This is a genomic window from Pseudomonas sp. B21-021 (assembly GCF_024749205.1).
Taxonomy (GTDB): domain Bacteria; phylum Pseudomonadota; class Gammaproteobacteria; order Pseudomonadales; family Pseudomonadaceae; genus Aquipseudomonas; species Aquipseudomonas paraglycinae.
In genome coordinates this window covers 3,951,258-3,976,172 of record NZ_CP087192.1, presented here as the reverse complement: position 1 = coordinate 3,976,172, position 24,915 = coordinate 3,951,258, and the positions used below count along the sequence as shown (strand labels likewise).

The window sequence follows — 24,915 nt, the reverse complement described above, 5'->3', positions numbered from 1 at the left end:
ACGGGCTGCATTCCCACGCAGAGCGTGGGAACGATCAGTGTGAGAACGATCAGGGATCAGCGCTTGACGGCCACAGGCCTGTGCATCTCAGCCCGCTTGCTCAGCAAATCAAACACCGCCGGATACGCCGGCCGCTCGATATAGCGGCCCGCCCCACGTTCGGCGCGCAGGTCTCCATCGGCCCAGACGACCCGGCCCTGGCTGACGGTATGGCTCGGCACACCGGTCACGGTCTTGCCTTCGAAGATGTTGAAGTCCACCTGCTGATGGTGGGTCTTGGCGGAGATGGTGCGAGTGCCTTGCGGATCCCACAGCACCAGGTCGGCATCGGCGCCGACGCGGATCGCGCCCTTGCGCGGGTAGAGGTTGAAGATTTTTGCAGTGTTGGTGGAGGTGAGGGCGACGAAGTTCTGCATCGACAACCGTCCCGAATTCACCCCTTCATCCCACAACACCGCCATGCGGTCTTCGATGCCGGCGGTGCCGTTGGGGATCTTGCTGAAGTCGTCGCGGCCGGCGGCTTTCTGCTCGGCGCAGAAGCAGCAATGGTCGGTGGCGGTGGTGTGCAGATTGCCGCTCTGCAAACCATGCCACAGCGCCTCCTGATGCCCGCGCGGGCGGAACGGCGGGCTCATCACGTAGCCGGCGGCGGTCTGCCAGTCCGGGTGCTGGTAGACGCTGTCGTCCAGCAGCAGATGCCCGGCCAGCACTTCTCCGTAGACCGGTTGGCCCTTGCTGCGGGCATAGGTAATTTCGTCGAGGGCTTCCTTGGTCGAGACATGCACCAGGTACAGCGGCGTGCCGATGGTTTCAGCGATGCGGATCGCCCGGCTCGCGGCTTCGCCTTCGACCTGTGAGGGCCGCGACAGCGGGTGCGCTTCCGGCCCGGTGATGCCCTGGGCCATCAACTTGCGTTGCAGGTGATAGACCAGCTCGCCGTTTTCCGCGTGCACGGTCGGCACCGCGCCGAGTTCCAGGCAGCGCTCGAAGCTCGCCACCAGCGTGTCGTCGGCGGCCATGATCGCGTTCTTGTAGGCCATGAAATGTTTGAAGCTGTTGATCCCGTGATGGCTGACCAGTTCGGCCATTTCCTCGCGCACCTGCTCGCTCCACCAGGTGATCGCGACGTGGAAGCCGTAGTCGGACGCGGACTTTTCCGCCCAGCCACGCCACTGGTGAAAGGCTTCGAGCAGCGATTGCTGCGGATTGGGAATCACGAAATCGATGATCGAGGTGGTGCCGCCGGCCAGGCCTGCGGCGGTGCCGCTGTAGAAGTCTTCGCTGGCCACCGTGCCCATGAACGGGAGTTGCATGTGGGTGTGCGGATCGATGCCGCCGGGCATCAGGTATTGGCCGCTGCCATCGAGCACTTCGGCGCCGGCGGGAACATCCAGGTTTTCACCAATGGCTTTGATCACGCCGTCAGCGCAATAGACATCGGCGCGGTAACTTTCATCATGGGTAACAACGGTGGCGCCACGGATCAACAGAGACATTCCGAGTTCCTCGCAGGCATGACCGACTTGTGCCGGTTCTAGTGTTTTATTGTTTGCAGCGCCAAATGCGTAATCTTGTCAGCGCTGTCAGGAATAGACGCTAGTCGCAGTTCTGCAATTGATCAAGATTATTTTTTATAAGCTTATGACTGTTTTAAGTAGCTGATAAATAACGATAAAAATACAAAATCACCAAAATGGTGAGGCGCTTCACCATTTTGACGCACTTGACAGGTTGGAAATATGAGCAAGATTTCCTATGTGAAATCAGCCGCTTGAAGTTGAGCGGAGAGTGATGCTTCCCGAAGAAAAATAATGCAGTGCACCAGATTGAGTCCTGACAGTTCGGACAACTTGCCTGGCATTTAGCCTGAGTGTTCAGTCAAGTTTTCGCGGCCTCACCAGGTGAATAATTAAAACTGATAAACATCAGTAAGTTGCAGGAAATAAAAAGCACGGCCCGATGCGCAAGCGGGGCACCCGGCACGTTTATTGATGCCGCCGCTGACACCATGGCCGGTGCATGAAAGTTGTCAGTTCCTCCGGCCATCGTCCGGCTCGCACCTGCGCGTGCAGCCGCCTGATGAGCAAAAAAATAATCAGAAGAACAGTGGAGCGGCCATGCAACAGAACAGATCGCAAGTGACCGAGCGCGACGGCTTGTTCGAACTCGAAGCCGGCAGCGACGTCCTCGACAGTCCCCGTTACAACCACGACATGGCACCGACCAAGGTGCGCGAACGAACCTGGAACAAATGGCACATCACCGCGCTGTGGGTCGGCATGTCGATCTGCGTGCCGACCTACACCCTCGGCGGCGTCCTCACCGCGTATTTCGGCCTGAGCGTCGGCGAGGCCTTGCTGGCGATTCTGTTTGCCAACGTCATCGTCCTGATCCCTCTTACGCTCAACGCGTTTCCCGGCACCAAATACGGGATTCCGTTTCCGGTGCTGCTGCGTTCGTCGTTCGGAATTCTCGGCTCCAACGTGCCGTGCCTGATCCGCGCGCTGGTGGCGTGCGGCTGGTTCGGCATCCAGACCATGTTTGGCGGGCTGGCGATTCACCTGTTTCTCGGCTCGGTGTTCGACGGCTGGAAATCCCTCGGCGGGACGGGGGAGGTGATCGGTTTCATGGTCTTCTGGGCGCTGAACCTGTGGGTGGTGATCCGTGGCGCAGAGTCGATCAAATGGCTGGAAACCCTGTCGGCGCCGCTGCTGGTGGCGGTCGGCATAGGGTTGCTGGTGTGGGCCATGCCGAATGTGTCGATGACTGAATTGCTGGCGATTCCGCCGAAGCGTCCCGAGGGCGCGAGTGTGGTCAGTTACTTCGCCGCCGGGCTGACGGCGATGGTCGGTTTTTGGGCCACGTTGTCGCTGAACATTCCCGACTTCAGTCGTTATGCCCGTAGTCAGAAGGATCAGATCCTCGGGCAGATTTTCGGCCTGCCGCTGACCATGTTCCTGTTCGCCGCACTGGGCGTGGTGATGACCGCCGCCTCGGTGAAGCTGGTGGGCGTCAGCGTCTCCGATCCGGTGACTTTGATCGGCCACATCCAGAGCCCGGTGTGGGTCGCGGTAGCCATGGCACTGATCATCATCGCGACGCTGTCGACCAACACCGCCGCCAATATCGTTTCGCCAACCAACGACTTCCAGAACATCGCGCCCAAGGTGATCAACCGCACCAAAGCGGTGATCCTCACCGGGTTCGTCGGGCTGGCGCTGATGGGCCATGAGCTGCTGAAAAAGCTTGGGTTGATCGTCTCCGATGTCAGTCTGGAAACCGTGTATTCGAACTGGCTGCTGGGCTATTCCAGCCTGCTCGGGCCGATCGCCGGGATCATGGTGGTGGACTATTTCCTGATCAAGAAACAGCAACTGGACCTGGCTGGCCTGTACCGCGACGACGTGTATCCGGCGTGGAACTGGGCCGGGTTCATCGCCTTCGGCGTGCCGGTGGTGCTGACCCTGCTGTCGCTGGGCAGCAGCGCATTCAGCTGGTTCTACAGCTACGGCTGGTTCACCGGCTCGGCGCTGGGCGGGTTGATCTATTACGGATTGTGCGCGATGCGTGCGACGCCTTCGGTAGTGAAATCACCGGTGTAGCGGCTGGCCTCTTCGCGAGCAAGCCCGCTCCCACATTTGAAATGCGTTCCCCTGTGGGAGCGGGCTTGCTCGCGAAGACGGCCTCAAATACACACAAAAACTGCTTGAAGAAACTCATAAGAACTGCCTGAGGAGATCCCCATGAACGCAGCCGTAGACGTTCTGCAATCGACCCATCAGCACATCAACCGCGACCGCTTGTGGGCGTCGCTCATGGAGCTGGCCAAACTCGGCGCCACGGTCAAGGGCGGGGTCTGTCGCCTGGCCCTGACCGACCTCGACCGCCAGGCCCGCGACCTGTTCGTGCAGTGGTGCAAGGACGCCGGTTGCAGCGTCACGGTCGATGAAGTCGGCAACATCTTCGCCCGTCGTCCCGGCCGCAACCCGAACCTGCCACCGGTGATGACCGGCAGCCACATCGACACCCAACCTACCGGCGGCAAGTTCGACGGCTGCTTCGGCGTGCTGGCCGGGGTCGAAGTGTTACGAACCCTCAATGACTTGGGCGTAGAAACCGAGGCGCCGCTGGAAGTGGTGGTCTGGACCAACGAAGAAGGCTCGCGCTTCGCCCCGTGCATGATGGGCTCCGGCGTGTTCGCCGAAAAGTTCACCCTCGAAGAAACCCTGGCCAAGGTCGATGCCGACGGCGTCACGGTCGGCGAAGCGCTGAACGCCATCGGCTACGCCGGACCGCGCAAGGTCAGCGGGCACAAGGTCGGCGCCTATTTCGAAGCACATATCGAGCAAGGCCCGATCCTGGAGGACGAACAGAAAACCATCGGCGTAGTGCTCGGCGCACTGGGGCAGAAGTGGTTCGACCTGAAACTGCGCGGCGTCGAAGCCCACGCCGGCCCGACCCCTATGCACCTGCGCAAGGACGCCCTGGTCGGCGCCTCGGTCATCGTTGGTGCAGTCAATCGCGCAGCGCTCGGTCATCAACCCCACGCCTGCGGCACGGTCGGTTGCCTGCAAGCCTATCCCGGCTCGCGCAACGTCATCCCCGGAGAGGTGCGCATGACCCTCGACTTCCGGCACCTGGAACCGGCACGCCTCGACTCGATGATCGCCGAGGTCAGGCAAGTCATCGAAGCGACCTGCGAAGAACACGGCCTGACCTATGAACTGACTCCGACCGCCGACTTCCCGCCGCTGTATTTCGAAAAGGGCTGCGTCGAAGCGGTGCGTGGTGCGGCCAAAGGTCTGGGCCTGTCGCACATGGACATCGTCAGCGGCGCCGGCCACGACGCGATTTTCCTCGCCGAACTGGGTCCGGCCGGGATGATCTTCGTACCGTGCGAAGGCGGCATCAGCCACAACGAAATCGAAAGCGCCGCCCCGGACGATCTGGCGGCCGGCTGTGCGGTGTTGTTGCGGGCGATGCTGGCGGCTTCGGCGGCGGTGGCCGGGGGGCAACGGGCAGCCTGACGTTCATTAATCGTTCATGAAAATGTGCGACGTTGCCGCCCCTGAAATGGAAGTCAGGACGCGCAATGTCGCCCATCAAAGTCATCACCTCAGGCTCCGCGTATCTGGACATCGACGCCTACGCCTGCTGCATCGCCTACGCAGAACTGCTCAACCTGCAAGGCATTCCCACCCGTGCCGTCAGCAGCGCAAAACCCAATGCCAGCGTTTCGAAAACCGTGCTCGGCTGGGGTGCTGTTCTGGACGATTACCGCCCGACATCCAGCGACGAGTTTGTGCTGGTCGACGTCTCCGACTACCACCATTTTGACCCAATGGTCGCACTCGATCGGGTGGTGGAAGTCATCGACCATCATCCGGGTTTCGAACAGCATTGGGCACAGACTCTCGGATCTGCTGCCGATATCCGCCCGATCGGCGCGGCGGCGACTCAGGTTTTCCAGCGCTGGAAAGCCGCAGGATGGCTGTCGAAGATCAGCGAACAAAGCGCCGCGCTGCTGGCCACGGCGATTCTGGACAACACACTGAATTTCACCGGACAGATGACCACGACAGCGGACATCGACGCTTACGCCGAACTCGCGCCCCACGGGAAACTCATGGCGGACTGGCCCGAGCAATACTTCCTCGAATGCCAGACCGCTATCGAATCAGACATCTGCGCCGCATTGGCCGCAGACTTGAAACGGATGAAACCCGACAGCCTCCTGCCGCAGGTCTTCGCTCAAATGACGGTGTGGGACGCCGATGCCTTGCTCGAAAGGCATCGCTCGACGATCAACGATTGGATGGCCGGGCAGGGCGATGACTGGTTGCTGAACGTCATCTGCATCAGCCAACGCAAAAGCTGTTTGCTGGCCGAACCCGTGGTCAGCCAGCAGAAGTTGAGTCGTTTGCTGCCGGTGGAATGGCAGGCTGGATTAGCGGCTCTAAAGCCCTCGATCTTGCGCAAGGAGCTACTGAGTCTGGGGCTGAACGCAAACTCAGGCGGGTGAAGTGATTATCCGGGATTGTCGGTTTTACTCGCCGCACTCTTACGCCGTTCAACGCCTTTCGGGTTGCCAACGTCCAGCAATCGTCTTTCCACCAGCACATTCTCAAGCGCCTGGCGTTCGGCCGGCGCCATCTCGTGCTCTCGCTTTTTCAGCTCCAGCAGGATAGGGCTGGACCAGGTGCGATAGGTCTGTTCGATGAGGCGGCTGGATTTCATCAGTCTCTCCTTGATCAAGAGCCCGGTGTAACTGGCAGGGGCTCAATCCGATGAGGTACTAACGTTAGTCGACAAAACTGGAAGGCGCTAATGCCGCCGTCGGGAGCTGACGAGGCGAATGGTCGCACCGCCGCTCCCACCGGTCATGCATCAATCGTCGACCTTCATCATCGCCTGCACACCCTCCCAGGCCTCGGCCCGCATCCGCTCGATATCCAGCCCCGGAATCACGCCGTTATCGACGACGATCCGCCCGCCCACCAGGCTGTACTTCACGGCAATCGGCTCACCCGCGACGACCGGTGCGACGGCGCTGTCGTGGAAACCGTAGAAGCGTGGGTGGTCGAGGCTGTAGATCACCAGATCCGCTGCCTGGCCGATTTCCAGCGTACCGACCGCGCCAAGGCCGAGCACTTGCGCGCCGCCGGCTGTGCCCCAGTGAATGACGTCTTCGGCGGTGGTGGCCGAGGCGCCTTGTTCGGCGCGGTGGATCAGCCACGCGGTGTTGGCTTCGCCGACCATGCTTCCGGATTCGTTGGAGGCCACACCGTCGACGCCGAGGGAGATCGGCACGCCGGCCTCATACATTTGCGGGATCGGCGCGACACCGCTGCCCAGCCGGGCGTTGCTCACCGGGCAATGGGAGACGCCGGTGCCGGTCTGGGCGAGCATGCGGATTTCTCCCGGTTGCAGGTGCACGGCGTGGGCGAACCACACGTCGGGGCCGAGCCATTCGTGTTCGGCGACGAACTCCACCGGCAGGCAGTTGTACTTGTCGCGGCAGAAGTTCACGTAGTTCTCGGTTTCCGACAGGTGCGTGTGCAGGCGCAATCCCATGCCTCGGGCGGTGTGCGCCAGTTCGCGCAACAACGTTGGCGGCAGCGAGAAAGTCGGCGTGGTTGGCGCCACGACCACCCGGCGCAAGGCATCCGGGGTGTCCTGGTGGTAGCGCGATTTTAGCCGTTCGATATCGCCGACCATTTGTTCCAGGGATTCCGGTTGCAGCGCGGTTTTCGAGAAGCCCGGGTGTGCGCTGGCGGACTCCAGTGCACCGCCACGGCAGAGCACGAAGCGCAGGCCGAATTCCTCGGCGAGGTCGAACAGCAGGTCGCCGGTCTCGGTGCTGCCGTGGGCGTGGTAGAGGTAGTGGTGATCGGCGCAGGTGGTGACGCCGGACAGCAGCAGTTCGACCATCCCCAGCCGTGCGGCGATCCGCGCCAATTGCGGGGTGAAGCGGTTCAGGCGCGGATAGGGCACGCTCGCCAGCCAGCCTTGCAGGTCCTGATTCAAGCCTTCGGGCACGGCTTTGAGCAGGTTCTGAAACAGGTGGTGGTGGGTGTTGATCCAGCCCGGATAGACCACCGAATTTCGCGCGTCGATCACTCGTTCACCGGGTTGCGGCTCAAGGTTGGCGGCCATTTCCGCGATCCGGCCGTTTACCACGCGTATGTCCACGGCGCCGGCCCGGGCACGGGGGCCGCGCAGGCCGGTCATCACCGCGACCGGGTGCTTGATCAGGATGTTTTGAAGTTGAGTCATGGGCAGCTCCAGTCAGAGGATGTGCGAGGCGGATTTGCCGGCTGTGGTTTCTGGCACGCTGACGCCGTTGAGCGCCGCGTTGAGCAGCACCGACACCAGGCAGGCGATGACCACGCTGCTGTGCAGGAACGGCTGTGACCACTCGGGCAGTTGTTTGAACAGGGTCGGGGCGAGCACCGGCACCAGGGCGGCGGCGATGGTGAAACCGACGATCAGCACGTTGTAGCGATTGCGCTCGTAGTCGACCTTGGCCAGGGTCTGGATCCCGGCCGCTGCAACCACGCCGAACATCGCGATGCCGGCACCGCCCAGCGCGGCGGTCGGCATCGAGGCGATGATCGCCCCGGCCTTCGGCACCAGCGCAATCGAGCACATCAGCAGACCGCTGATCGCCACCACCCAGCGGCTGCGCACGCCGGTCAGGATCACCAGCCCGACGTTTTCCATGAAGGCAATGAACGGGAACGCGGCGAACATCCCGGCGATGGTGCTGGCCAGGCCATTGGCGCGCAGGCCGTTGATCACCTGTTTGTCTTCCACTGGTTTGTCGACGATGTCGCCGATGGCCACGAACAGCCCCATGGATTCGACCATCTGCACGATCATCACCACCACCATGGTGGCGATGGGGATCAGACTGAAGGTCGGCAAGCCGAAGTAGAACGGGTAGGGCACGGTCAGCCACGGCGCGTCCTCGACGCTGTGAAAGTTGCCCATGCCCAGGCCGTAAGCCAGACCAGCGCCCACCAGCATCCCCACCAGCACCGCCATGTTGCGCAGCAACGGGCTGCCATAACGGTTGACCAGCAGGATGGTCAGTAGCACCACCACGGCCACGGCGAGAAACGCCGGCGCGCCGAAGTTGCTCGCGTTGCGCCCGCCGCCGACCCATTCATAGGCAATCGGGAACAGCTGCAGACCGATCACCGTGACGATGCAGCCAGTTACCACCGGCGGGAAAAACCGTCGCAAGCGGCCCACGAACGGCGCGATCAACATGGTGAAAATCCCCGCACCGATCACCGCCCCGCAGACCCCGGCGAACCCCACCTCCGGGTTGCTGCCGATGGCGATCACCGGCCCGACGCTGCTGAACGCCACGCCTTGCAGAATCGGCAGGCGCACGCCGAACTTCCAGAAACCGACGGTCTGCAACAGGGTGGCGATGCCGGAGCAGAACAGCGTGGTGCTGATCAGCACCACCGTGTCGGCGTGGGACATCTTCAGGGCACTGGCCACAATCAACGGCACGGCGATGGCGCCGATGTACGAGACGGCCATGTGCTGCAGGCCGAGGGTGAGCATCTGTCGCACCGGTAATACGCGGTCGACAGGGTGGACGGTGGAGGAGGAACTGGCTGACGACATGGGGAATCACCTCTAGCTGTTGTTATTCGGTACAGCGGGGTATTCGTCTGATGCCGTCTTCAAAACACCGCAATCCTTGTGGGAGCGGGCTTGCTCGCGAAAGCGGTGTGTCAGTCGACATCACTGTTCAATGACCCACCGCATTCGCGAGCAAGCCCGCTCCCACAGGTTTTGTGTTGTTCAAGAAATCCGGCATCGGTCATTCGTGCTGCGAAGCCGCCATCCACCGGCTCCGATGCCGGGTTTCAGCCGGCCAGGCAGGCGGCGAAGCCCTGGTTCAGCGCCGCCCGATCCAGGTCGCGGCCGATGAACACGATCTTGCTCGAGCGCGGCTCGCTGCCCCACGCGGTCGAGGCGCGGAACTCCACAAGGCTGTGCACGCCTTGCAGCACGTAGCGCTGGTCTTCATTGGCCACCGCCAGCACGCCTTTCATGCGGTACAGGTTGTCGGCCTGAGCACTGCGCAGTTCGCTGATCCAGCGGTGGAACGCCATCAGGTTGACGGCGCCGTCCACGGCGATGCCCACCGAAGACACGCTCGGGTCGTGCTCGTGGTCGGGCTCTTCAGCGTGATGGTCATGGTCGTGGTGATCGTGATTGTGCTGATCCGCGCCGATTTCCATCAGCTTCTGCGTGCATTCAAAGGCGCCGATGCCGAGGATTTTCGACAGGTCGATCTGTGCGTGGGTCGAGGTCACCAGATCCGCCGTGGCGTTCAATCCACGGATCTTGCTGCGCAGGGCTTCCACCTCTTCAGCGCTGACCAGATCGACTTTGTTGATGACGATGCGGTCGGCGCAGACGATCTGATCCACCGCCTGATTGTCGACGCCGTCCAGTTGCAGGTCTTCCAGATGCTGGGCGATGTGCTTGGCATCGACCATGGTCACGATGGCGTCGAGTTCGACTTCCTCGGCAATCGGGTCGTTGATGAAGAAGCTCTGGGCCACCGGGTACGGGTCGGCCAGGCCGCTGGTCTCGATCAGGATGTGGTCGAGTCGCACCGGACGCGCCACCAGTTCGCGGACGATCCGCACCAGATCCTCGCGGACTTCGGCGGTGCAGCAGACGCAGCCGTTGACCATTTCGTAGATTTCTTCGGTCTCGGAACTGAGTACCAGATCGCCGTCGATGCCGACCTCGCCGAACTCGTTTTCGATCACCGCGATCTTGCGGCCGTGGTTCTCCTTGAGGATGTAATTGAGCAGGGTGGTTTTGCCGGCACCGAGGAACCCGGTGAGGATGGTGACCGGGATTTTGGTGTTCGGGGTCGGGGCGTTGAAGGGGGTGTTCATGTGAGGCTCCTTGATGTACGCGGATTTGCTTTTTGTGGGAGCGGGCTTGCTCGCGAAGGCGGCGGGTCAGTCGATTTCAGCACTGACTGACACACCGCCTTCGCGAGCAAGCCCGCTCCCACAGGTGATTTGTGTGATTGATGGTTCTCGCCATCGGCGGGCGACGCCGGCATCGAGGCCGAATAGGTCGAGGATGCGGCCGAGGCTGTGGTCGACCATTTGCGCCAGGCTGTCGGGCCGGGCGTAGAAGGCCGGGACCGGCGGGGCGATGATCCCGCCCATCTCGGTGACGGCGGTCATGTTGCGCAGGTGGGCGAGGGTCAGCGGGGTTTCGCGGGCCATCAGCACCAGGGTGCGGCGCTCCTTGAGGGTGACGTCGGCGGCGCGGCCGATCAGCCCCGACGACGTGCCAGTGGCGATCTCCGCCAGCGTCCTCATTGAACACGGCGCAACCACCATGCCCAGGCAACGGAACGAACCGCTGGCGATCCCGGCGGCCACGTCATCGGCGCGGTGGTAGTGGCTGGCGAGAGCGGTGACGTCGGCCAGTTTGTAGTCGGTTTCGTGGGCCATGGTCAGCAGCGCGGCGCGGCTGATGATCAAGTGGCTTTCGATGTTCAGCTCGGCCAGCAGCTCCAGCAGGCGCACGCCGTAGATAAACCCGGACGCACCGCTGATGCCGACCACCATCCGCTGGCGGTTCACGATGGCAGACCTTCAAGCAGTTGCCGCGCGCGTTCGAGCACGTCCTGATCGAGCTGCGCCTTGATCCCGTCGAACCCCGAGCCACGCGTGGCATCCAGCCCCATCCGCGATGTGGTGCCATTGACCGAGGACGACGGGTCCAGCGGGCTCCCGGGCAAACCGTCGATGGTGAAAATGTCGAGGTGCGGCTGGAAATGCGTGGCCAGCGCCCACAGCACCTGGCTGTCGTCGGTGAGGTCGATATCGCTGTCCACCGCGATCACGGTTTTCAGGTACGGATCCCAGCCGAGCAGGGCCAGCATGATCTGCCGGGCCTCGCCGTCACGGCTTTGATCCAGCGCCACGTAGCAATGAAAATGCGTGCCGGAGTTCGGGTAATGCACGGCGGTGACGGCGGGGAAGCGTGCCTTGAGCTTCTCGCTCATTTCCGCCTCGCGGGGCAGCCGCGCGAGGGTCAGGTGTTCGGCGTAGCGCCCGCCCATCACGTCCACCAGCCAGGCGTCCTTGCGCCGCAACAGGGTGTCGACGCGCAACACGTTGTTGGTCGAGCGATCCGAGGAATAACCGCTGAACTCGCCGAACGGACCTTCTTCGGCATAGGCCGTCGGGTCTATCGCACCTTCGAGCACAAACTCGGCGTAAGCCGGAACACCGATGCCGTAGCGCGGGGTCTTCACCAGTTCCAGCGGCGCACCGAACAGCCCGCCGGCCACCGCGCGTTCATCGCTGCCATAGGGCAGGCGTGCAGCAGCGGCGAGCATGAACAGCGGATGCGCGCCGACCACCATGGCCACGCGCAATTCTTCGCCGCGTTCGCGGGCGGTCTGCAACATCCGCCACAGATGCCCGCGTGAATGCAGGCTGGTGGCCAACGCCTGACGGGCGTGGCGCATCGAGCGGTGATAGCTCATGTTGGCGATGCCGGTCTGCGGGTCCTCGGCGATGATGATCGCGTTGGTGATGTACGGGCCGCGATCACTGTCGAAATGCTTCAGCATCGGCAGTAGCGCCAGGTCGAGGGTTTCGCCTTCGAAGACTTCGTCGAGCACCGGGCCGGTTTCGACGTAGCGCGGCGGGATGGGCTGGTTGGCGCGGGTCTGGAAGGTTTCGTGCAACTGCGCGGCACTGACGCCGAACAGCCGGGCGATACGCCGGCGGGAGGCGAACAGATTGGTCGCCACCGGCACGCCGAGGTTGCCGACGTGTTCGCAGATCAGCAGCGGATCGCGGCCTTGAGTGGCGAGGGCATCGACCAGGGCAGTGACGTCCTGATCGGCGGAAAGAGGGTGGGTGATGGTCAGCACATCGTCCGGATACTGGCGGCGATAGGCGTCGATGAATACGTGAAAATCCTGAGAGTCGCCGAGCGTCGAACGGGTCATGGTTTCACCTCGTAAAAAGCAGGCACGCAGGGGTGAGGCTGGCGTTCGATCGACAAGCCGTTGGCCTGCCGGTCGAGCGAACGCCGGGTCATCTTCGCGCCTGTAAAGTCGCTGTGTGGCCTGTCGTGACACTGTTCCCTTGTGGGAGCGGGCTTGCTCGCGAATGCGGTGTGTCATTCAGCAATTACGGTGACTGATCCACCGCTTTCGTCGGATCGCCGCCCGGAGCAAGCCCGCTCCCACATTGGAATGTGCGTGTACCTAGAGATAGGTCGTGGTCAGACGAATGTCCGCCTCGGCCAGATCCTTGGGCGGCGGGGTAGGTTCGATCCCGCACAGCCGGGCGATGTTGTTGCCCAGGTAATCCTCAAGGTGATCCTCGTCGATCCCCAGGCCCTGCGGCGCCGGCGAGCACAGCACTTCCAGCTCGCGCAGCCACATGCCCGGTTCGTTCGGCGGCGAGTCGGTGCCGAACACGATCTTGTTGCGCGGCAGCTCCTTGGCGAACTCGACGATCCGCGACTGGAAGCACCAACCGGATTCGCAGTACACGTTCGACGTGTCCATCGCCATCCAGAACGCCTCGAACGAGTAGTTGCCACCGGTCTGGATGCCGAAGTGACCGATGATGAAATTGACCATCGGGAACTCGCGGATGATCGGGTAGAACATCGTCGGAATGGTGTACGGGCCGTCGCCGGTGTGGATCAGCACCACGATGTTGTACTTGGCGCAGACTTTCATGGCCGGACGCAGCCAGTCGAGTGCGCGATCCGGGCGATAGCCGTGCATGTTGGCGTGCAGCTTGAGCATCTTGAAGCCGTATTCCTTGATGTGGAATTCCAGCTCTGCCGCGCCGTTCTCCGGTCCCCAGCGCGGGTTGAAGTTGAAGTTGCCGATGAACCGGTCCGGGTACTTCACGCACAGTTCGGCGACGTAGGACATGTAGTCGCGCACGCCCTCGCGGCCACGACGGTTGCCGTCGCGATAACCGGTGTTGCCCGGTGGCGGCTGGATGAAACCCATGTCGATCCGGCGCGGCTTGCCGTTGATCATGTACGGGCCGTCCATCAATTTGAGCATGCGCTCGCCGGTGAACGGTTCGCCGGTATGACGCCAGGCCTCGTCGACCAGGTTGGTGGGGTGCAGATGGGTGTCGATGATCATCGGTTCAGCTCCTGGCCAGTTGGGTGGTGACGGGGCGCTTGAGTTGCGCCTCTGCTTCGGAAACGGAACGCGGCGGCGGGGACGGCTCGAGGCCGATCATCCGTGCGGTGTTGTTACCCAGGTAGTCTTCGAGGGTGTCCTCGTCGAGGTTCAGGCCCTGCGGCGGCTCGTGGCAGAGCACTTCGAGCAGGCGCAGCCACATGCCCGGTTCGTTCGGCGGGGTGTCGGTGCCGAACAGGATCTTGTGGGTCGGCAGCACCTTGGCGAACTCGACGATCCGCGATTGCAGGCACCAGCCGGACTCGCAGTAGACGTTGGGCAGCTCCATCGCCCACTGCATCGGTTCGAACACGTAGACGCCGCCGGTCTGCACGCCGAAGTGGGCCATGATGAAATCGACGTTGGGGAATTCCTTGATCATCGGCACCCATTCCGACGGGATGCTGTAAGGCCCGTCGCCGGTGTGCAGCTTGACCGGGATACCCAGCTCGGCGCATTTCTCGAAGGCCGGACGGACCCAGTCCAGCGCACGGTCGGGACGGTAGGCGTGCATGTTGGCCTGCATCTGCACCATCTTGAAACCGTGTTCCTTGACGTAGCGCTCGATCGCCTCGACGCCGTTTTCCACGCCGCAGCGCGGGTTGTAGACGAAGCAGCCGATGAAGCGGTCCGGATAGGTCTGGACCATTTTCAGGGTGTAGGCCATGTAGGCGTCGATGGATTCGCGGCCCGACAGTTCGCCGTCGGTCCAGGTGTAGATGGTGTTGCCCTGCGGCGGCTGGATGAAGGCTTTGTCGATGCGGCGAGGCTTGCCGTTGACCATGTACGGGCCATCCATCATCTCCAGCAGACGCTCGCCGGTGAACGGGTCACCGTCATGCCTCCAGGCGAGGTCCACGAGATCCGTGGGATAGCAGCTGATATCGATGATCATTGAAGTCGATCTCCTGATAGCGGGGAAGGGAGCCTTGCGGCTCACAGCATCCACGTCCCGGGCAATCGGCCGTTTCTATGCGCAGCACTCGCGCATTCCCTCGCCTGTTCGCATCCGGCCCGGGTGGGTGGTTGCTTGAGGCGAGTATTGGAAGGCGGGGGAGGGTTCGTACAATATTAATTGGGTGGGGTGGTGATACTTGTTCGATATGGGCTTGCCAGCGATGGCGTCAGTGAAGTGTTTGCATGGCCAACTGCTTGATCACTTCAACAACAGGTGCGACCCGCTCAGCCTGCCCATGCGGCCACACCGCGTACAGGTTGTAATGCGCCGCAATCTGCGCTTCGTTCAACGCCACCAGCCGCCCGCTGCGCAACGCATCGGCGGCCAATAATCCACGCACCAGCCCCGCACCGACACCCGCTTCAGCCGCCGCAATCAAATTCGCCGCGTTATCAAAAACGACGCGAGCAGCAGGTTCCACCGCCGGCATCCCCGCCGCATCCAGCCACGGAATCCACGACCTGCGCGTATACCCCAACAGTGGCAGTTCAAGAATCTGCGCCGGGCTCAATGGCAGCTGCAAACCATCCCGCTCCAGCAGCGCAGGGGACGCCACCGCCAACACCCGGTCCCCACAAATCTGGGTCATCTCGCAATCGTCCCAATCGCCATAGCCATAGCGCAACGACAAATCCACCCGTTCGAACGTGCTGCGATCACTGCGGGGCATCGACAGCAACGTCACTTCGTAATCCGGCAAGCCGTCGAGCAACTGCGGCAAGCGCGGATTGAGCCAGCTCTGCGCCAGTTCGCTGTCCACATCCAGGGTCAGTCGCTGAGCCACGCTGCGGTTTTTCACCGAAGACAACGCGCGATCAATTTGCGCCAGACCATCCGACAGCACGCTGGCAAACAGCTGCCCGGCGTCGGTCAGGTTACTGCCGCCGCCTTCGCGCACGAACAGCGGCTGGCCGATGAAGTCTTCCAGGGCGCGGATCTGCTGGCTGATCGCGCTGTGGGTCAGGTCGAGCTTGCGCGCGGCACTGGAAAAACTGCCGCTGCGCGCCGCGTGGATGAACGCGCTCATGGACTGCACCGACGGGTATCGCTTGTACATGTTGTTAGTCCTGCTTACACCGGTTGGCAGAAATCGTCGCTGGCCGCGCGTTGCCGGGGGTTCCAATAATCGGTCACCAGGCCCGCACAAAGACGGGCCGCTCTTTTGGAGCCGGACAATGATTGCATTCACGGTAAACGGCGAACGACGCGAGCTGGATGAGGCGTCCCCCTCCATGCCCTTGTTATGGGTGTTGCGTGATCAGTTGAAACTCACCGGCACCAAGTTCGGTTGCGGCATGGGCCTGTGCGGTGCCTGCACCGTGCACCTGAACGGCGTCGCGGTGCGTTCCTGCCAGTTGCCGCTGGCCGCCGTCGCGGGCCACAGCATCACCACCATCGAGGGCCTGTCGCCCAGCGAAAACCATCCGCTGCAACTGGCCTGGGTCGCCGAAGATGTGCCGCAATGCGGCTACTGTCAATCCGGGCAGATCATGTCCGCCGCCGCGCTTCTCAACACCGGCGCACCGGTCAACGACGACTCGATCCGCAACGCGATGTCCGGGAATATCTGCCGCTGCGGCACTTACGGGCGCATCAACAAAGCGATCAAACGGGCGGCGAATGCGCCGAAGGAGGCGTGATGAGCCTCATCGACGGCACCCTTCAAGAACCCTCGCGCCGGGTGTTTCTCAAACAGGCGGTGACGGTGGCGTCCGGTCTGGCGATTGCGCTGTACCTGCCTTCCGGTGCGGCGGCGACTGAAGCGAAAACCACAGCCACTGAATTCGAACCCAACGCCTGGGTGCGCGTGCTGCCCGACGGCACGGTGAAACTGGTGGTGCACAAGCACGATTCCGGCACCGGCACCCAGACGGCTTTGGCCGCGTGCGTGGCCGAGGAACTGGACGTGAACCCGATGACGGTGCAGGTCATCACCCCGGAAGACCCGTTCTTCGAAACCTACATTCATCCGGTCTGGAAAGTCTTCTCCACCGGCGGCAGCACCAGCGTTTCACTGGAATACGATCGCCTGCGCATGGCCGGCGCCACGGCACGGGCGCTGCTGATCAGTGCGGCGGCGCAGCAGTGGAAAGTCAGCCCCGACAGCTGCTCCACCGAGGAAGGCCGGGTCGTGCATGCGTCGAGCAAACGCAGCCTCGGCTACGGCGAACTGGCCGGCGCGGCGGCGCATCTGCCAGCACCGACGAACGTCACGCTGAAGGATCCGGCGCAGTTCAAATACATCGGCAAGTTGCGCCACAAACGCGATGCAGCGGCCAAGGTTTGCGGGCGCTTCAAGTACAGCATCGACGTGCAGTTGCCGGGGATGCTGGTGGCGGTAATCCAGCGAGCGCCGGTGGTGGGCGCCAAGGTTGTTGCGGTGGATTCGGCGGCCGCCTTGCAGGTGCCGGGCGTGCGCAAGGTGATCGCGGTTCCGGGGCGACCGGACGTGCTCGGCGGCAACCTCGAAGGCGTCGCGGTGCTGGCCGAAACCTTCTGGGCCGCGCAACAGGGGCGCCAGCTGCTGGAGATCAAATGGAGCGACTCGCCGCTGGCCGGTTTCGACAGCGCCGAGCTGAGTAAAGCGCAGATCGCGGCGATCAGCGACCCGGCAACGCAAACCGTCAAAGCCATGGCCCAGGGCGATGTCGCCGCACAATGGCCAGGCGCGGCGAAGCTGCTCGAAGCCGATTACACCATGCCCTACAAGGTGCAAAACCCGCTGGAACCGATCTGCATCACCGCGCAGGTCAAGGACAAGGCGATCACCTACTGGGGCGGTGTGCAGGTGCCGTCGTCGGCGCTGGAAGCGGCGCAGACCGTGTGCGGCATCGGCAAGGACAAGGTCACCATCCATGAGCTGGTGTCCGGCGGCAGCTTCGGTGCGCGGGAAGCCAAATACTGGCTGTTCGAGGTCGCGTATCTGGCGCAGAAAACCGGTGTGCCGGTGAAACTGCTCAACAGCCGCGAAGACGAAATGCACGCGCTGTTCAATCACCCGGCCACGCTGCATCGGGTAAAAGGTGCACTGGATGCCCAGGGCAAACTCACCGCGCTGCAACTGCATGCGGTGTCACCGGCCTCGCCGGAACAGTGGGAGCCGGGCTATTTCGAGCGCCCGGATCACATGGATTACAGCACCACCGAAGCGATCACCGCGTGGGACTTCGCCTACCGTCCGCCGCACCTGGAACTGAACTGGGTCAAACACGAAAGCAACGTGCCCAGCGGCTGGTATCGCTCGGTGAGTTTCATTCCCAACGTGTTCGCCGTGGAAAGCTTCATGGATGAACTGGCCCACGCGGCCGGTGAAGATCCGCTGGCGTTCCGGCTGGCCAACATGCAGGAACGGCCACGGCATGTGGCGGTGCTGAAGCAGGCCGCCGAGCGCGCCGGTTGGGGTCAGAAACTGCCGCCGGACACGGCGCTGGGGATCGCCACCAATCAGGGCTACACCAGTTTCATCGCCGTGGTGGCGCGGGTCGCGAAGGTGGACGGCAAGGCCCGGGTCGAGAAGTTGACCTGTGTGGTCGATTGCGGTCTGGCGGTGTCGCCCGGCGGGGTCGAGGAGCAGATTTACGGCGGATTGATGTGGGGCCTCGGTCACGCGCTATTCGACCGTCTCGACATCCAGCAGGGCCGGGTGGTGCAGAGCAATTTCCATGACTATCGCGTCACCCGCATGTCGGACATGCCGCCGGTGGACATCCTCGTGCTCGACGGCCAGCCGGACAAACCGGGCGGCGTCGGGGAGCTGGGCAGTCCGTCGGTGGTCCCGGCGATTGCCAATGCGCTGTTCAGCCTGACCGGGGTGCGTCAGCGTTCCACACCATTGAACCTGGGGTAAACCGCCATGGACCTGCGTTTGCTGCGGTACTTCATGGCCCTGGCCGATGAGCTGCACTTTGGCCGCGCCGCCGAGCGGCTGCACATCTGCCAGCCGCCGCTGAGCCAGCAGATCCGTTTGCTGGAGGAAGAACTCGGCACGCCGCTGTTCGAGCGCAGCCACCATCGGGTCGAGCTGACAGCGGCGGGGCAGATGCTCAAGGAGCAGGCGCCGCTGGTGTTCGAGCAACTCGAGCGGGCGCTGGACCTGACCCGCCAAACTGGTCGCGGGCAACTGGGCGAGCTGGAAATCGGCATGATCAGTTCGGTGATGGTCGGCGTGCTGCCCAAGGCGCTGCACCTGTTTCGCGAGCGCTATCCGCAGGTGACCTGGCGTTTGCATGAAATGACCCCGGCGGCCCAGGTCAAGGCGTTGAAGGCAAAACGCATCGACGCCTGCGTGTTCCGCGTCGGTTATGACGACCCGCAATTGCGCAATGAATTGCTGATCCATGAACCGATCCATGTGGTGATACCGCAGGATCACCCGCTGGCCCGACGCGAGGTGCTGGCGCCGGCTGATCTGGCGCAGGAGCCGTTTGTGGCGCTGGAATTGAAGCAGTCGCGGTTCGCCAATTTTCTCTATCAGTGCTGCATTCAGGCCGGGTTCACCCCGCAGATCCGCCAGCAGGTGATCGAGGTGCAGACCTTGCTCAGTCTGGTTCGTGCCGGGTTTGGCGTGGCGCTGTTACCCGCATCGATCGAGCAGTTGGCTCCCGCCGGACTGGTGTTCCGGCGCCTGACCCCGGCGTTGCCGCAAGTGCCGCTGTACGCGACTTATCGAGCGGACGATGCCTCGCCGGTGCTCAAGCTGTTTCTCGATACGCTGCGCGAGCTGGTCGATCACACATCGCGGTAATCAGGGGCAAAGTTGCCCGGCACGATCACAACGGCCTGCGGTCGTAAACTTCACATGCGCGAACTTGTGGAGAACCAATGAGCCGGGACGTCCTGACCACCGAAACCAATCGCCGTCAGTTGCAGCAGATCATCGCCGGGCTGTCCGACGGGGTGATTCTGCTGGAACTCGACCAGACGATTCTCTGGGCCAACGAAGCCGCGCTGGCGATGCATGGCGTCAGCCGGATCGGCGAGCTGGGCAACAACGCCGGGGAATACGTCGAGCGCTTCAACCTGCGCTATCGCAACAACCACACGCTGACCCCGGAGCAATACCCCATCAGTCGCGTAGCCACCGGCGAGACCTTCAGCGACGTGTTGGTCGAAGTCACCCCTCACAATGACGAGGAACGCACCTGGGTGCACAGCGTGCGCAGCATGGTGCTGACCGATCGCGACGGCGACATCGAGTCGCTGGTGCTGATCATGAGTGACGTCACCGACTGGGCCAACGCCGAACAGCGTTTCGAAAAAACCTTCAATGCCAACCCGGCGCCGGCGGTGATCTGCCGTCTCAGCGACTTGCGTTATATCAAGGTCAATCCGGGGTTCCTGGAGATGACTGGCTACACCCGCGATCAGGTGATCGGCGCCTCGACCTATGAGCTGGATATTCTCGAACAGGCCGAGCGCAAGGACCTGGCGATCCAGCGCCTGCGCGATGTCGCGACCATTCCGCAGATGCAGGCGGAATTGCGCTTGCCGGACGGCGGCAGCAAACAGGTGATCGTCGCGGGACAGCCGCTGGTGCTCAATGACGAGGACTGCATGCTGTTTTCCTTTGTCGACATGGAGCCCCGGCACAAGGCCGAAGTTGCGCTGCGCCAGAGTGAGGAACGATTCGCCAAGGCCTTTCGCCTGACGCCGGTGCCGATCCTGATTTGCAGCGCCGAAGAGCAGCGGCTGATCGACGTCAATCAGGCGTTTCTCGATACCCTGGCGTACGAGAGCGACGAGGTGCTCGGCAAGACCGTCGCGCAACTGGACTTCATCGACGAACCGGCGGAGCGCGCCCGGTTGCTGGCGGCGCTGGAGAAGACCGGCCGGGTCGATCGCGTCGATATGCGGATCCGCAGGAAAGACGCCGAGCTGCTGGAGTGCGCGGTGTCCGCTGATACCGTCAACATTCAGGACACGGTGTGCTATCTGCTGGTGCTGATGGACATCACCGAGCGCAAGCGCACCGAGCTTGAGCTGGTGGCGGCGATTGAAGAGGTGATGAAGGATGCGTCGTGGTTCAGCCGCACGTTGATCGAAAAACTGGCCAATGTGAAGAAGGTCAACTCGCCGCAGTTGCCGAGTGTGTCGTTCACTGATCTGACGGCTCGCGAACGTGATGTGCTGGGGCTGATCTGTGAGGGGCTGGCGGACAAGGAGATTGCTGCGCGGTTGAAGCTGGCGCCGAACACGGTGCGCAATCATGTGGCGACGGTGTATTCGAAGCTGGATGTGCACAGTCGCAGTGAGGCGATTGTCTGGGCTCGGGAGCGTGGGTTGTTTTCGGGGGGCGGTCGGGGGCAGCGGTAAGGTGCAAATGCACTAGTTCATGGGGTGCAAATTCGGGTGTTTGATCGGGCGGGGTGTTCTTAGTCTGGTGAGGTGCGATGCATTTTTTTGGTGATCGTGTCTTTTTGGAACCTGCTAATGGATCAGCCCTTTATGAATGTGTTGTTGGTTGTTGAGTCTGGTTGTGCGGAGCTGGCGCGATGATTTATCTGGCGCAGTTGCGGGCTCGGCTTGAGCGTAGTTTTTCGCCGTTGGCTTGTGAGTGTGTGGTGGATGGGGATCATTCGCTGACTGTGAAGCTTTATGAGCCGGTTTCGGGGCGGGTGGATCTGGTGATTAGTGGGTTGAGCCTTGGTGCCTTGCGTACTCCGGAAGCGGTGGATGCTTTGATTGGTGAGTTGCGGTATGAGCTTGAGAGTAATTCTTTGCGGTCGCCCAGTTGAACTTGGCGGCCTTTGGGCCGACCAGGTTCTTGTTCGGTTTGGGTGAATATCCGGTTCTTCGGGGGCAGTTGCTGGCGGTTTCGCCCTTACGGCGAGTCACCTTTTCCAAACGCCGAAAAGGTAACCGAAAAGGCTTTACCCTGACGTACGGCCCCTCGCTGAGGCTCGGGGTTCCTTCGCTCCGGGATTGATCCGGGGGCATCGCCTACGGTTTGCTTCGCTGCACCTCCTCTCGATGCATGCGGCTGCGCCGCACGGTCGCTGCGCTCCCACCCCCGGATCAATCCCTCCACTCAGCCTGCCGACGGGCCCTGCGATCAAAAGCGGTACTCGAGCTAACGCTCATCGTCGTGAGTGGTGAGAAGCGAAGAGCGGACTGCGTTTGCTTTGATCGTTCCCACGCTCCGCGTGGGAATGCAGCCCGGGACGCTCTGCGTCCCAATCTGACATTCACCTGTAGGTGATGGCTTGTCGGCGGTGGTGATGGATTAGTCGACTCATCCCGAAAATCGACAGCAAATCCTGCCAGTTCGAGCCATTTCACTGGCACTTGCAGTCCACTGGTCTATAAGGAATGAGTGGTTCGGTTTCCATAACCGGGCGTTGTCCTGCTCGGCGACGGGAGTTTTCTTCCATTCATCGCGGGTCATCCTATGAACAATCCTGGGAAACGCGTGTGTTTTTCGTTGTTGTCGGCTGTCGGTCTGGTGCTGCTCAGTGGTTGCGCCAGTCCTCCACCCCCTCCGCCGGCAGCGCCGCCTCCGCCGCCTGAGCGGACTTGTCAGGTCATGGAAAATACCGAGGTCGCCGGTGATGCGTATGCCGACGGGCAAGTGACTCGACACATCACCAAGACCCGTTGCGTCACTCAATAAGCCGGGCGCCTGTGAAGGCGCGGGTCGAGTGGATTGTGCTGGTGGCCGATCTGGTCGGAACAGCGGTGTTTGCGGTTGAAGGCGCGATTGCGGCGATGCGCAGTCAGCTCGATCTGCTCGGGGTGATGGTGATTGCGTTCATCGTTGCGCTCGGTGGCGGGGTGACGCGTGATCTGTTGATCGGTGCGACGCCGCCCAAGGCTGTGGCGGACTGGCGCTATCCGGCGCTGGCGTTTGCCATGGGCGGGGTGGCGTTTGTTTTTCATGAGCGGGTGCTGGGCTGGTCCGGTTCGACTCTGATCGTGCTGGATGCGGCGGGGCTGGCGTTGTTTGCGGTGGCCGGGGCGCAGAAGGCGTTGAATTTCGGGATCTCGCCGTTTGTGGCCATGCTGATGGGCACGATTACCGGGGTCGGCGGCGGGGTGCTGCGTGACATTGTGCTGGCGCGGGTGCCGGTGGTGTTGCAGGCGGATCTGTATGCCAGTTCGGCGTTTGTCGGGGCGGCGGTGTTGATTGTCGGGCGCAGGCTCGGTGTGCCGCCGGTGGCGGCTGCGTTGCTGGCGGGGGCGGCGTGTTTGTTGTTGCGGTTGTTGTCGGTGCATTTTGGCTGGCAGTTGCCGAAGGTTCTGGAGGCATGAAAAAGGCAGCCCATGGGCTGCCTTTTGTTTTGCGTCAGAAGCGGATCAGGACAGGAAACCGCCGTCCACGTTCAGCGATACGCCAGTGGTGTAGCTCGAAGCGTCGCTTGCCAGGTACAGCACGGCGCCGGCCATTTCGCTCGGGTCGGCTACGCGTTTGAGCGGGATCTGGGTCAGGGCTTGCTTCAGGATCGCGTCGTTTTTCACCAGGGCCGAGGCGAACTTGGTGTCGGTCAGGCCCGGCAGCAGGGCGTTGCAGCGGATGCCGAATTGCGCGCATTCCTTGGCGAAGACTTTGGTCATGTTGATCACGGCGGCCTTGGTCACCGAGTAGATGCCCTGGAAGATCCCCGGCGAAATGCCGTTGATCGACGCCACGTTGATGATGCTGCCGCCGCCGTTTTCGCGCATCAGCTTGCCGGCTTCCACCGACATGAAGAAGTAGCCGCGGATGTTCACGTCGACGGTTTTCTGGAAGGCGCCGAGGTCGGTGTCCAGCACGTTGCAGAATTGCGGGTTGGTCGCCGCGTTGTTGACCAGGATGTCCAGGCGCCCGAACTGTTCCTTGATCCCGGCGAAGACCTGGCTGATCTGTTCCATTTCACCGATATGGCAGGCGACCGCCGTGGCCTTGCCGCCGGCGGCGATGATGGCGTCGGCCACGTGTTGGCAGCCTTCGAGTTTGCGGCTCGAAACGATGACGTGGGCCCCTTGCTGGGCCAGCAGTTTGGCGATGGCTTCACCGATGCCGCGGCTGGCGCCGGAGACGAAAGCGATCTTGCCGTCGAGGTCGAACAACTGAGTCTTGGACATGGGATTCCCTTGTAGTAAGCCTTGTTATAACGCCGTCATCAGAGGCTAGATTTGGCAATGACCTGCAGGCTCATCTGCTCCAGCAGTTTGTTCATGTGAATGAACTGCGCGAAGCGTTTGTCCTGGGTCTGGCCATGGAAGAAGCGGTAGTAGATCTGCTGCACGATGCCGGCCAGGCGGAACAGGCCGTAGGTGTAGTAGAAGTCGAAATTGTCGATCTGGATGCCCGAACGCTCGGCGTAGTAGTCGACGAATTCGCGGCGGGTCAGCATGCCCGGCGCGTGGCTTGGCTGGCGGCGCATCAGTTGCACCGGTGCCGGGTCGTCGGCCTGGATCCAGTAGGCGAGGGTGTTGCCCAGGTCCATCAATGGATCGCCGAGGGTGGTCAGTTCCCAGTCGAGCACGCCGATGATCTGCATCGGGTTGTTCGGGTCGAGGATGACGTTGTCGAAGCGGTAGTCGTTGTGCACGATGCTGGAGGTCGGGTGATCGGCCGGCATCTTGTCGTTGAGCCAGGCTTTGACCTTTTCCCAGTGCGGTGCGTCCGGGGTCAGGGCTTTTTCGTAGCGCTCGCTCCAGCCTTTAATCTGGCGAGCGACGTAGCCTTCCGGTTTGCCCAGATCGCCGAGGCCGCAGGCGTTGTAATCGACGCGGTGCAGTTCGACGAAACGGTCGATGAAGCTCTTGCACAGGGCTTCGGTTTTGGCCGGGTCGAGGCCCAGTTCCGGCGGCAGGTCCGAGCGCAGGATGATGCCCTTGACCCGTTCCATCACGTAGAACTCGGCGCCGATCACCGAATCGTCGGTGCAGTGCACGTAGGTTTTCGGGCAATACGGGAAGCCATCGCGCAACTGGTTGAGGATGCGGAATTCGCGGCCCATGTCGTGGGCGGACTTGGCCTTGTGGCCGAACGGTGGACGGCGCAGGACAAATTCCTGGTCCGGGTATTCCAGCAGGTAGGTCAGGTTCGACGCGCCGCCGGGAAACTGGCTGATCTGCGGCGTGCCGGTCAGGCCCGGAATGTGCGCCTTGAGGTACGGATCGATCAGGCTGGCATCGAGTTCTTCGCCAGAGCGGATACGGGTGGACTGGTCAGTAAGCGCCATGCTTATCCCTTCTGCTTATTTTGGAGGCCAGACATCATTGGCTAATCTAATGGCGCGCT

The 24,915-nt window shown here is 62.3% G+C and carries 21 protein-coding genes; 9 read left to right on the top strand and 12 right to left on the bottom strand.

Annotation, left to right across the window (positions count from 1 at the left end; translation table 11 throughout):
- Window positions 1-56 precede the first annotated feature (56 nt).
- Entirely contained in the window at window positions 57-1,496 is a 1,440-nt protein-coding gene (gene hydA / locus LOY31_RS17700; RefSeq protein WP_258711948.1) for a dihydropyrimidinase, read from the bottom strand.
- 621 nt (window positions 1,497-2,117) lie between these two features.
- Between hydA and LOY31_RS17695 the strand changes: the two genes are divergently transcribed.
- The 3 genes from LOY31_RS17695 (at window position 2,118) to LOY31_RS17685 (ending at window position 6,022) form a co-directional block, all read left to right on the top strand.
- Window positions 2,118-3,602, top strand: coding sequence for an NCS1 family nucleobase:cation symporter-1 (locus LOY31_RS17695; protein WP_179694509.1), 1,485 nt, complete (start codon window positions 2,118-2,120; stop codon window positions 3,600-3,602).
- Window positions 3,603-3,743: 141 nt separating this feature from the next.
- Window positions 3,744-5,027, top strand: coding sequence for a Zn-dependent hydrolase (locus LOY31_RS17690; protein ID WP_258711947.1), 1,284 nt, complete (start codon window positions 3,744-3,746; stop codon window positions 5,025-5,027).
- A gap of 74 nt (window positions 5,028-5,101) precedes the next feature.
- Window positions 5,102-6,022 carry a bifunctional oligoribonuclease/PAP phosphatase NrnA gene (locus tag LOY31_RS17685; RefSeq protein WP_258713619.1) on the top strand — a complete coding sequence of 307 codons (921 nt, stop codon included), beginning with the start codon at window positions 5,102-5,104 and terminating at the stop codon, window positions 6,020-6,022.
- Between the two features lie 5 nt (window positions 6,023-6,027).
- Here the strand turns inward: LOY31_RS17685 and LOY31_RS17680 are convergent, their stop codons facing one another.
- The 9 genes from LOY31_RS17680 to LOY31_RS17640 form a co-directional block, all read right to left on the bottom strand.
- Window positions 6,028-6,237 carry a hypothetical protein gene (locus LOY31_RS17680; RefSeq protein ID WP_258711946.1) on the bottom strand — a complete coding sequence of 70 codons (210 nt, stop codon included), beginning with the start codon at window positions 6,235-6,237 and terminating at the stop codon, window positions 6,028-6,030.
- A 150-nt stretch (window positions 6,238-6,387) separates the two neighbouring features.
- Window positions 6,388-7,776 carry an amidohydrolase family protein gene (locus LOY31_RS17675; protein ID WP_085602738.1) on the bottom strand — a complete coding sequence of 463 codons (1,389 nt, stop codon included), beginning with the start codon at window positions 7,774-7,776 and terminating at the stop codon, window positions 6,388-6,390.
- A gap of 12 nt (window positions 7,777-7,788) precedes the next feature.
- Window positions 7,789-9,144 (bottom strand): nucleobase:cation symporter-2 family protein, encoded by a 1,356-nt coding sequence (locus tag LOY31_RS17670; RefSeq protein ID WP_085602740.1) that lies wholly within the window; start codon window positions 9,142-9,144, stop codon window positions 7,789-7,791.
- 245 nt (window positions 9,145-9,389) lie between these two features.
- The gene (locus LOY31_RS17665) at window positions 9,390-10,439 is read right to left on the bottom strand and encodes a GTP-binding protein (protein WP_258711945.1); all 1,050 of its coding nucleotides are present in this window, start codon (window positions 10,437-10,439) and stop codon (window positions 9,390-9,392) included.
- A 66-nt stretch (window positions 10,440-10,505) separates the two neighbouring features.
- Complete coding sequence (locus LOY31_RS17660; RefSeq protein ID WP_258713618.1) at window positions 10,506-11,129, bottom strand: UbiX family flavin prenyltransferase; 624 nt, start codon at window positions 11,127-11,129, stop codon at window positions 10,506-10,508.
- A gap of 11 nt (window positions 11,130-11,140) precedes the next feature.
- Window positions 11,141-12,526 carry a UbiD family decarboxylase gene (locus LOY31_RS17655; protein WP_221535581.1) on the bottom strand — a complete coding sequence of 462 codons (1,386 nt, stop codon included), beginning with the start codon at window positions 12,524-12,526 and terminating at the stop codon, window positions 11,141-11,143.
- 261 nt (window positions 12,527-12,787) lie between these two features.
- Window positions 12,788-13,693 (bottom strand): amidohydrolase family protein, encoded by a 906-nt coding sequence (locus LOY31_RS17650; protein ID WP_258711944.1) that lies wholly within the window; start codon window positions 13,691-13,693, stop codon window positions 12,788-12,790.
- A 4-nt stretch (window positions 13,694-13,697) separates the two neighbouring features.
- On the bottom strand, window positions 13,698-14,627 hold the full coding sequence (locus tag LOY31_RS17645; RefSeq protein ID WP_007952852.1) for an amidohydrolase family protein: 930 nt from the start codon (window positions 14,625-14,627) through the stop codon (window positions 13,698-13,700).
- Between the two features lie 229 nt (window positions 14,628-14,856).
- On the bottom strand, window positions 14,857-15,747 hold the full coding sequence (locus LOY31_RS17640; RefSeq protein ID WP_221534236.1) for a LysR substrate-binding domain-containing protein: 891 nt from the start codon (window positions 15,745-15,747) through the stop codon (window positions 14,857-14,859).
- Between the two features lie 118 nt (window positions 15,748-15,865).
- On the opposite strand from LOY31_RS17640, the gene LOY31_RS17635 reads away from it, so the two are divergent.
- From LOY31_RS17635 to LOY31_RS17610, 6 genes are all read left to right on the top strand, one after another.
- The gene (locus LOY31_RS17635; RefSeq protein ID WP_085602752.1) at window positions 15,866-16,330 is read left to right on the top strand and encodes a (2Fe-2S)-binding protein; all 465 of its coding nucleotides are present in this window, start codon (window positions 15,866-15,868) and stop codon (window positions 16,328-16,330) included.
- The gene (locus tag LOY31_RS17630; protein ID WP_258711943.1) at window positions 16,330-18,537 is read left to right on the top strand and encodes a xanthine dehydrogenase family protein molybdopterin-binding subunit; all 2,208 of its coding nucleotides are present in this window, start codon (window positions 16,330-16,332) and stop codon (window positions 18,535-18,537) included. Before LOY31_RS17635 ends, LOY31_RS17630 begins: the two co-directional genes overlap by 1 nt.
- A 6-nt stretch (window positions 18,538-18,543) precedes the next feature.
- On the top strand, window positions 18,544-19,434 hold the full coding sequence (locus tag LOY31_RS17625) for a LysR substrate-binding domain-containing protein (protein WP_258711942.1): 891 nt from the start codon (window positions 18,544-18,546) through the stop codon (window positions 19,432-19,434).
- A gap of 77 nt (window positions 19,435-19,511) precedes the next feature.
- Entirely contained in the window at window positions 19,512-21,002 is a 1,491-nt protein-coding gene (locus LOY31_RS17620) for a helix-turn-helix transcriptional regulator (RefSeq protein WP_258711941.1), read from the top strand.
- Between the two features lie 179 nt (window positions 21,003-21,181).
- Window positions 21,182-21,424 carry a DUF1652 domain-containing protein gene (locus tag LOY31_RS17615; protein WP_084776931.1) on the top strand — a complete coding sequence of 81 codons (243 nt, stop codon included), beginning with the start codon at window positions 21,182-21,184 and terminating at the stop codon, window positions 21,422-21,424.
- Between the two features lie 916 nt (window positions 21,425-22,340).
- Window positions 22,341-22,937 carry a trimeric intracellular cation channel family protein gene (locus LOY31_RS17610; RefSeq protein WP_254778409.1) on the top strand — a complete coding sequence of 199 codons (597 nt, stop codon included), beginning with the start codon at window positions 22,341-22,343 and terminating at the stop codon, window positions 22,935-22,937.
- A gap of 45 nt (window positions 22,938-22,982) precedes the next feature.
- Here the strand turns inward: LOY31_RS17610 and LOY31_RS17605 are convergent, their stop codons facing one another.
- Entirely contained in the window at window positions 22,983-23,750 is a 768-nt protein-coding gene (locus tag LOY31_RS17605) for an SDR family oxidoreductase (RefSeq protein ID WP_085687598.1), read from the bottom strand.
- A gap of 38 nt (window positions 23,751-23,788) precedes the next feature.
- Entirely contained in the window at window positions 23,789-24,856 is a 1,068-nt protein-coding gene (locus tag LOY31_RS17600; protein ID WP_221534244.1) for a phosphotransferase family protein, read from the bottom strand.
- Window positions 24,857-24,915 lie beyond the last annotated feature (59 nt).

Coding starts and splice junctions, on each gene's coding strand:
- hydA (WP_258711948.1), bottom strand. CDS start 1,496: ATGTCTCTGTTGATCCGTGGCGCCACCGTTGTTACCCATGATGAAAGT.
- LOY31_RS17695 (WP_179694509.1), top strand. CDS start 2,118: ATGCAACAGAACAGATCGCAAGTGACCGAGCGCGACGGCTTGTTCGAA.
- LOY31_RS17690 (WP_258711947.1), top strand. CDS start 3,744: ATGAACGCAGCCGTAGACGTTCTGCAATCGACCCATCAGCACATCAAC.
- LOY31_RS17680 (WP_258711946.1), bottom strand. CDS start 6,237: ATGAAATCCAGCCGCCTCATCGAACAGACCTATCGCACCTGGTCCAGC.
- LOY31_RS17675 (WP_085602738.1), bottom strand. CDS start 7,776: ATGACTCAACTTCAAAACATCCTGATCAAGCACCCGGTCGCGGTGATG.
- LOY31_RS17670 (WP_085602740.1), bottom strand. CDS start 9,144: ATGTCGTCAGCCAGTTCCTCCTCCACCGTCCACCCTGTCGACCGCGTA.
- LOY31_RS17665 (WP_258711945.1), bottom strand. CDS start 10,439: ATGAACACCCCCTTCAACGCCCCGACCCCGAACACCAAAATCCCGGTC.
- LOY31_RS17660 (WP_258713618.1), bottom strand. CDS start 11,129: ATGGTGGTCGGCATCAGCGGTGCGTCCGGGTTTATCTACGGCGTGCGC.
- LOY31_RS17655 (WP_221535581.1), bottom strand. CDS start 12,526: ATGACCCGTTCGACGCTCGGCGACTCTCAGGATTTTCACGTATTCATC.
- LOY31_RS17650 (WP_258711944.1), bottom strand. CDS start 13,693: ATGATCATCGACACCCATCTGCACCCCACCAACCTGGTCGACGAGGCC.
- LOY31_RS17645 (WP_007952852.1), bottom strand. CDS start 14,627: ATGATCATCGATATCAGCTGCTATCCCACGGATCTCGTGGACCTCGCC.
- LOY31_RS17640 (WP_221534236.1), bottom strand. CDS start 15,747: ATGTACAAGCGATACCCGTCGGTGCAGTCCATGAGCGCGTTCATCCAC.
- LOY31_RS17635 (WP_085602752.1), top strand. CDS start 15,866: ATGATTGCATTCACGGTAAACGGCGAACGACGCGAGCTGGATGAGGCG.
- LOY31_RS17630 (WP_258711943.1), top strand. CDS start 16,330: ATGAGCCTCATCGACGGCACCCTTCAAGAACCCTCGCGCCGGGTGTTT.
- LOY31_RS17625 (WP_258711942.1), top strand. CDS start 18,544: ATGGACCTGCGTTTGCTGCGGTACTTCATGGCCCTGGCCGATGAGCTG.
- LOY31_RS17620 (WP_258711941.1), top strand. CDS start 19,512: ATGAGCCGGGACGTCCTGACCACCGAAACCAATCGCCGTCAGTTGCAG.
- LOY31_RS17615 (WP_084776931.1), top strand. CDS start 21,182: ATGATTTATCTGGCGCAGTTGCGGGCTCGGCTTGAGCGTAGTTTTTCG.
- LOY31_RS17605 (WP_085687598.1), bottom strand. CDS start 23,750: ATGTCCAAGACTCAGTTGTTCGACCTCGACGGCAAGATCGCTTTCGTC.
- LOY31_RS17600 (WP_221534244.1), bottom strand. CDS start 24,856: ATGGCGCTTACTGACCAGTCCACCCGTATCCGCTCTGGCGAAGAACTC.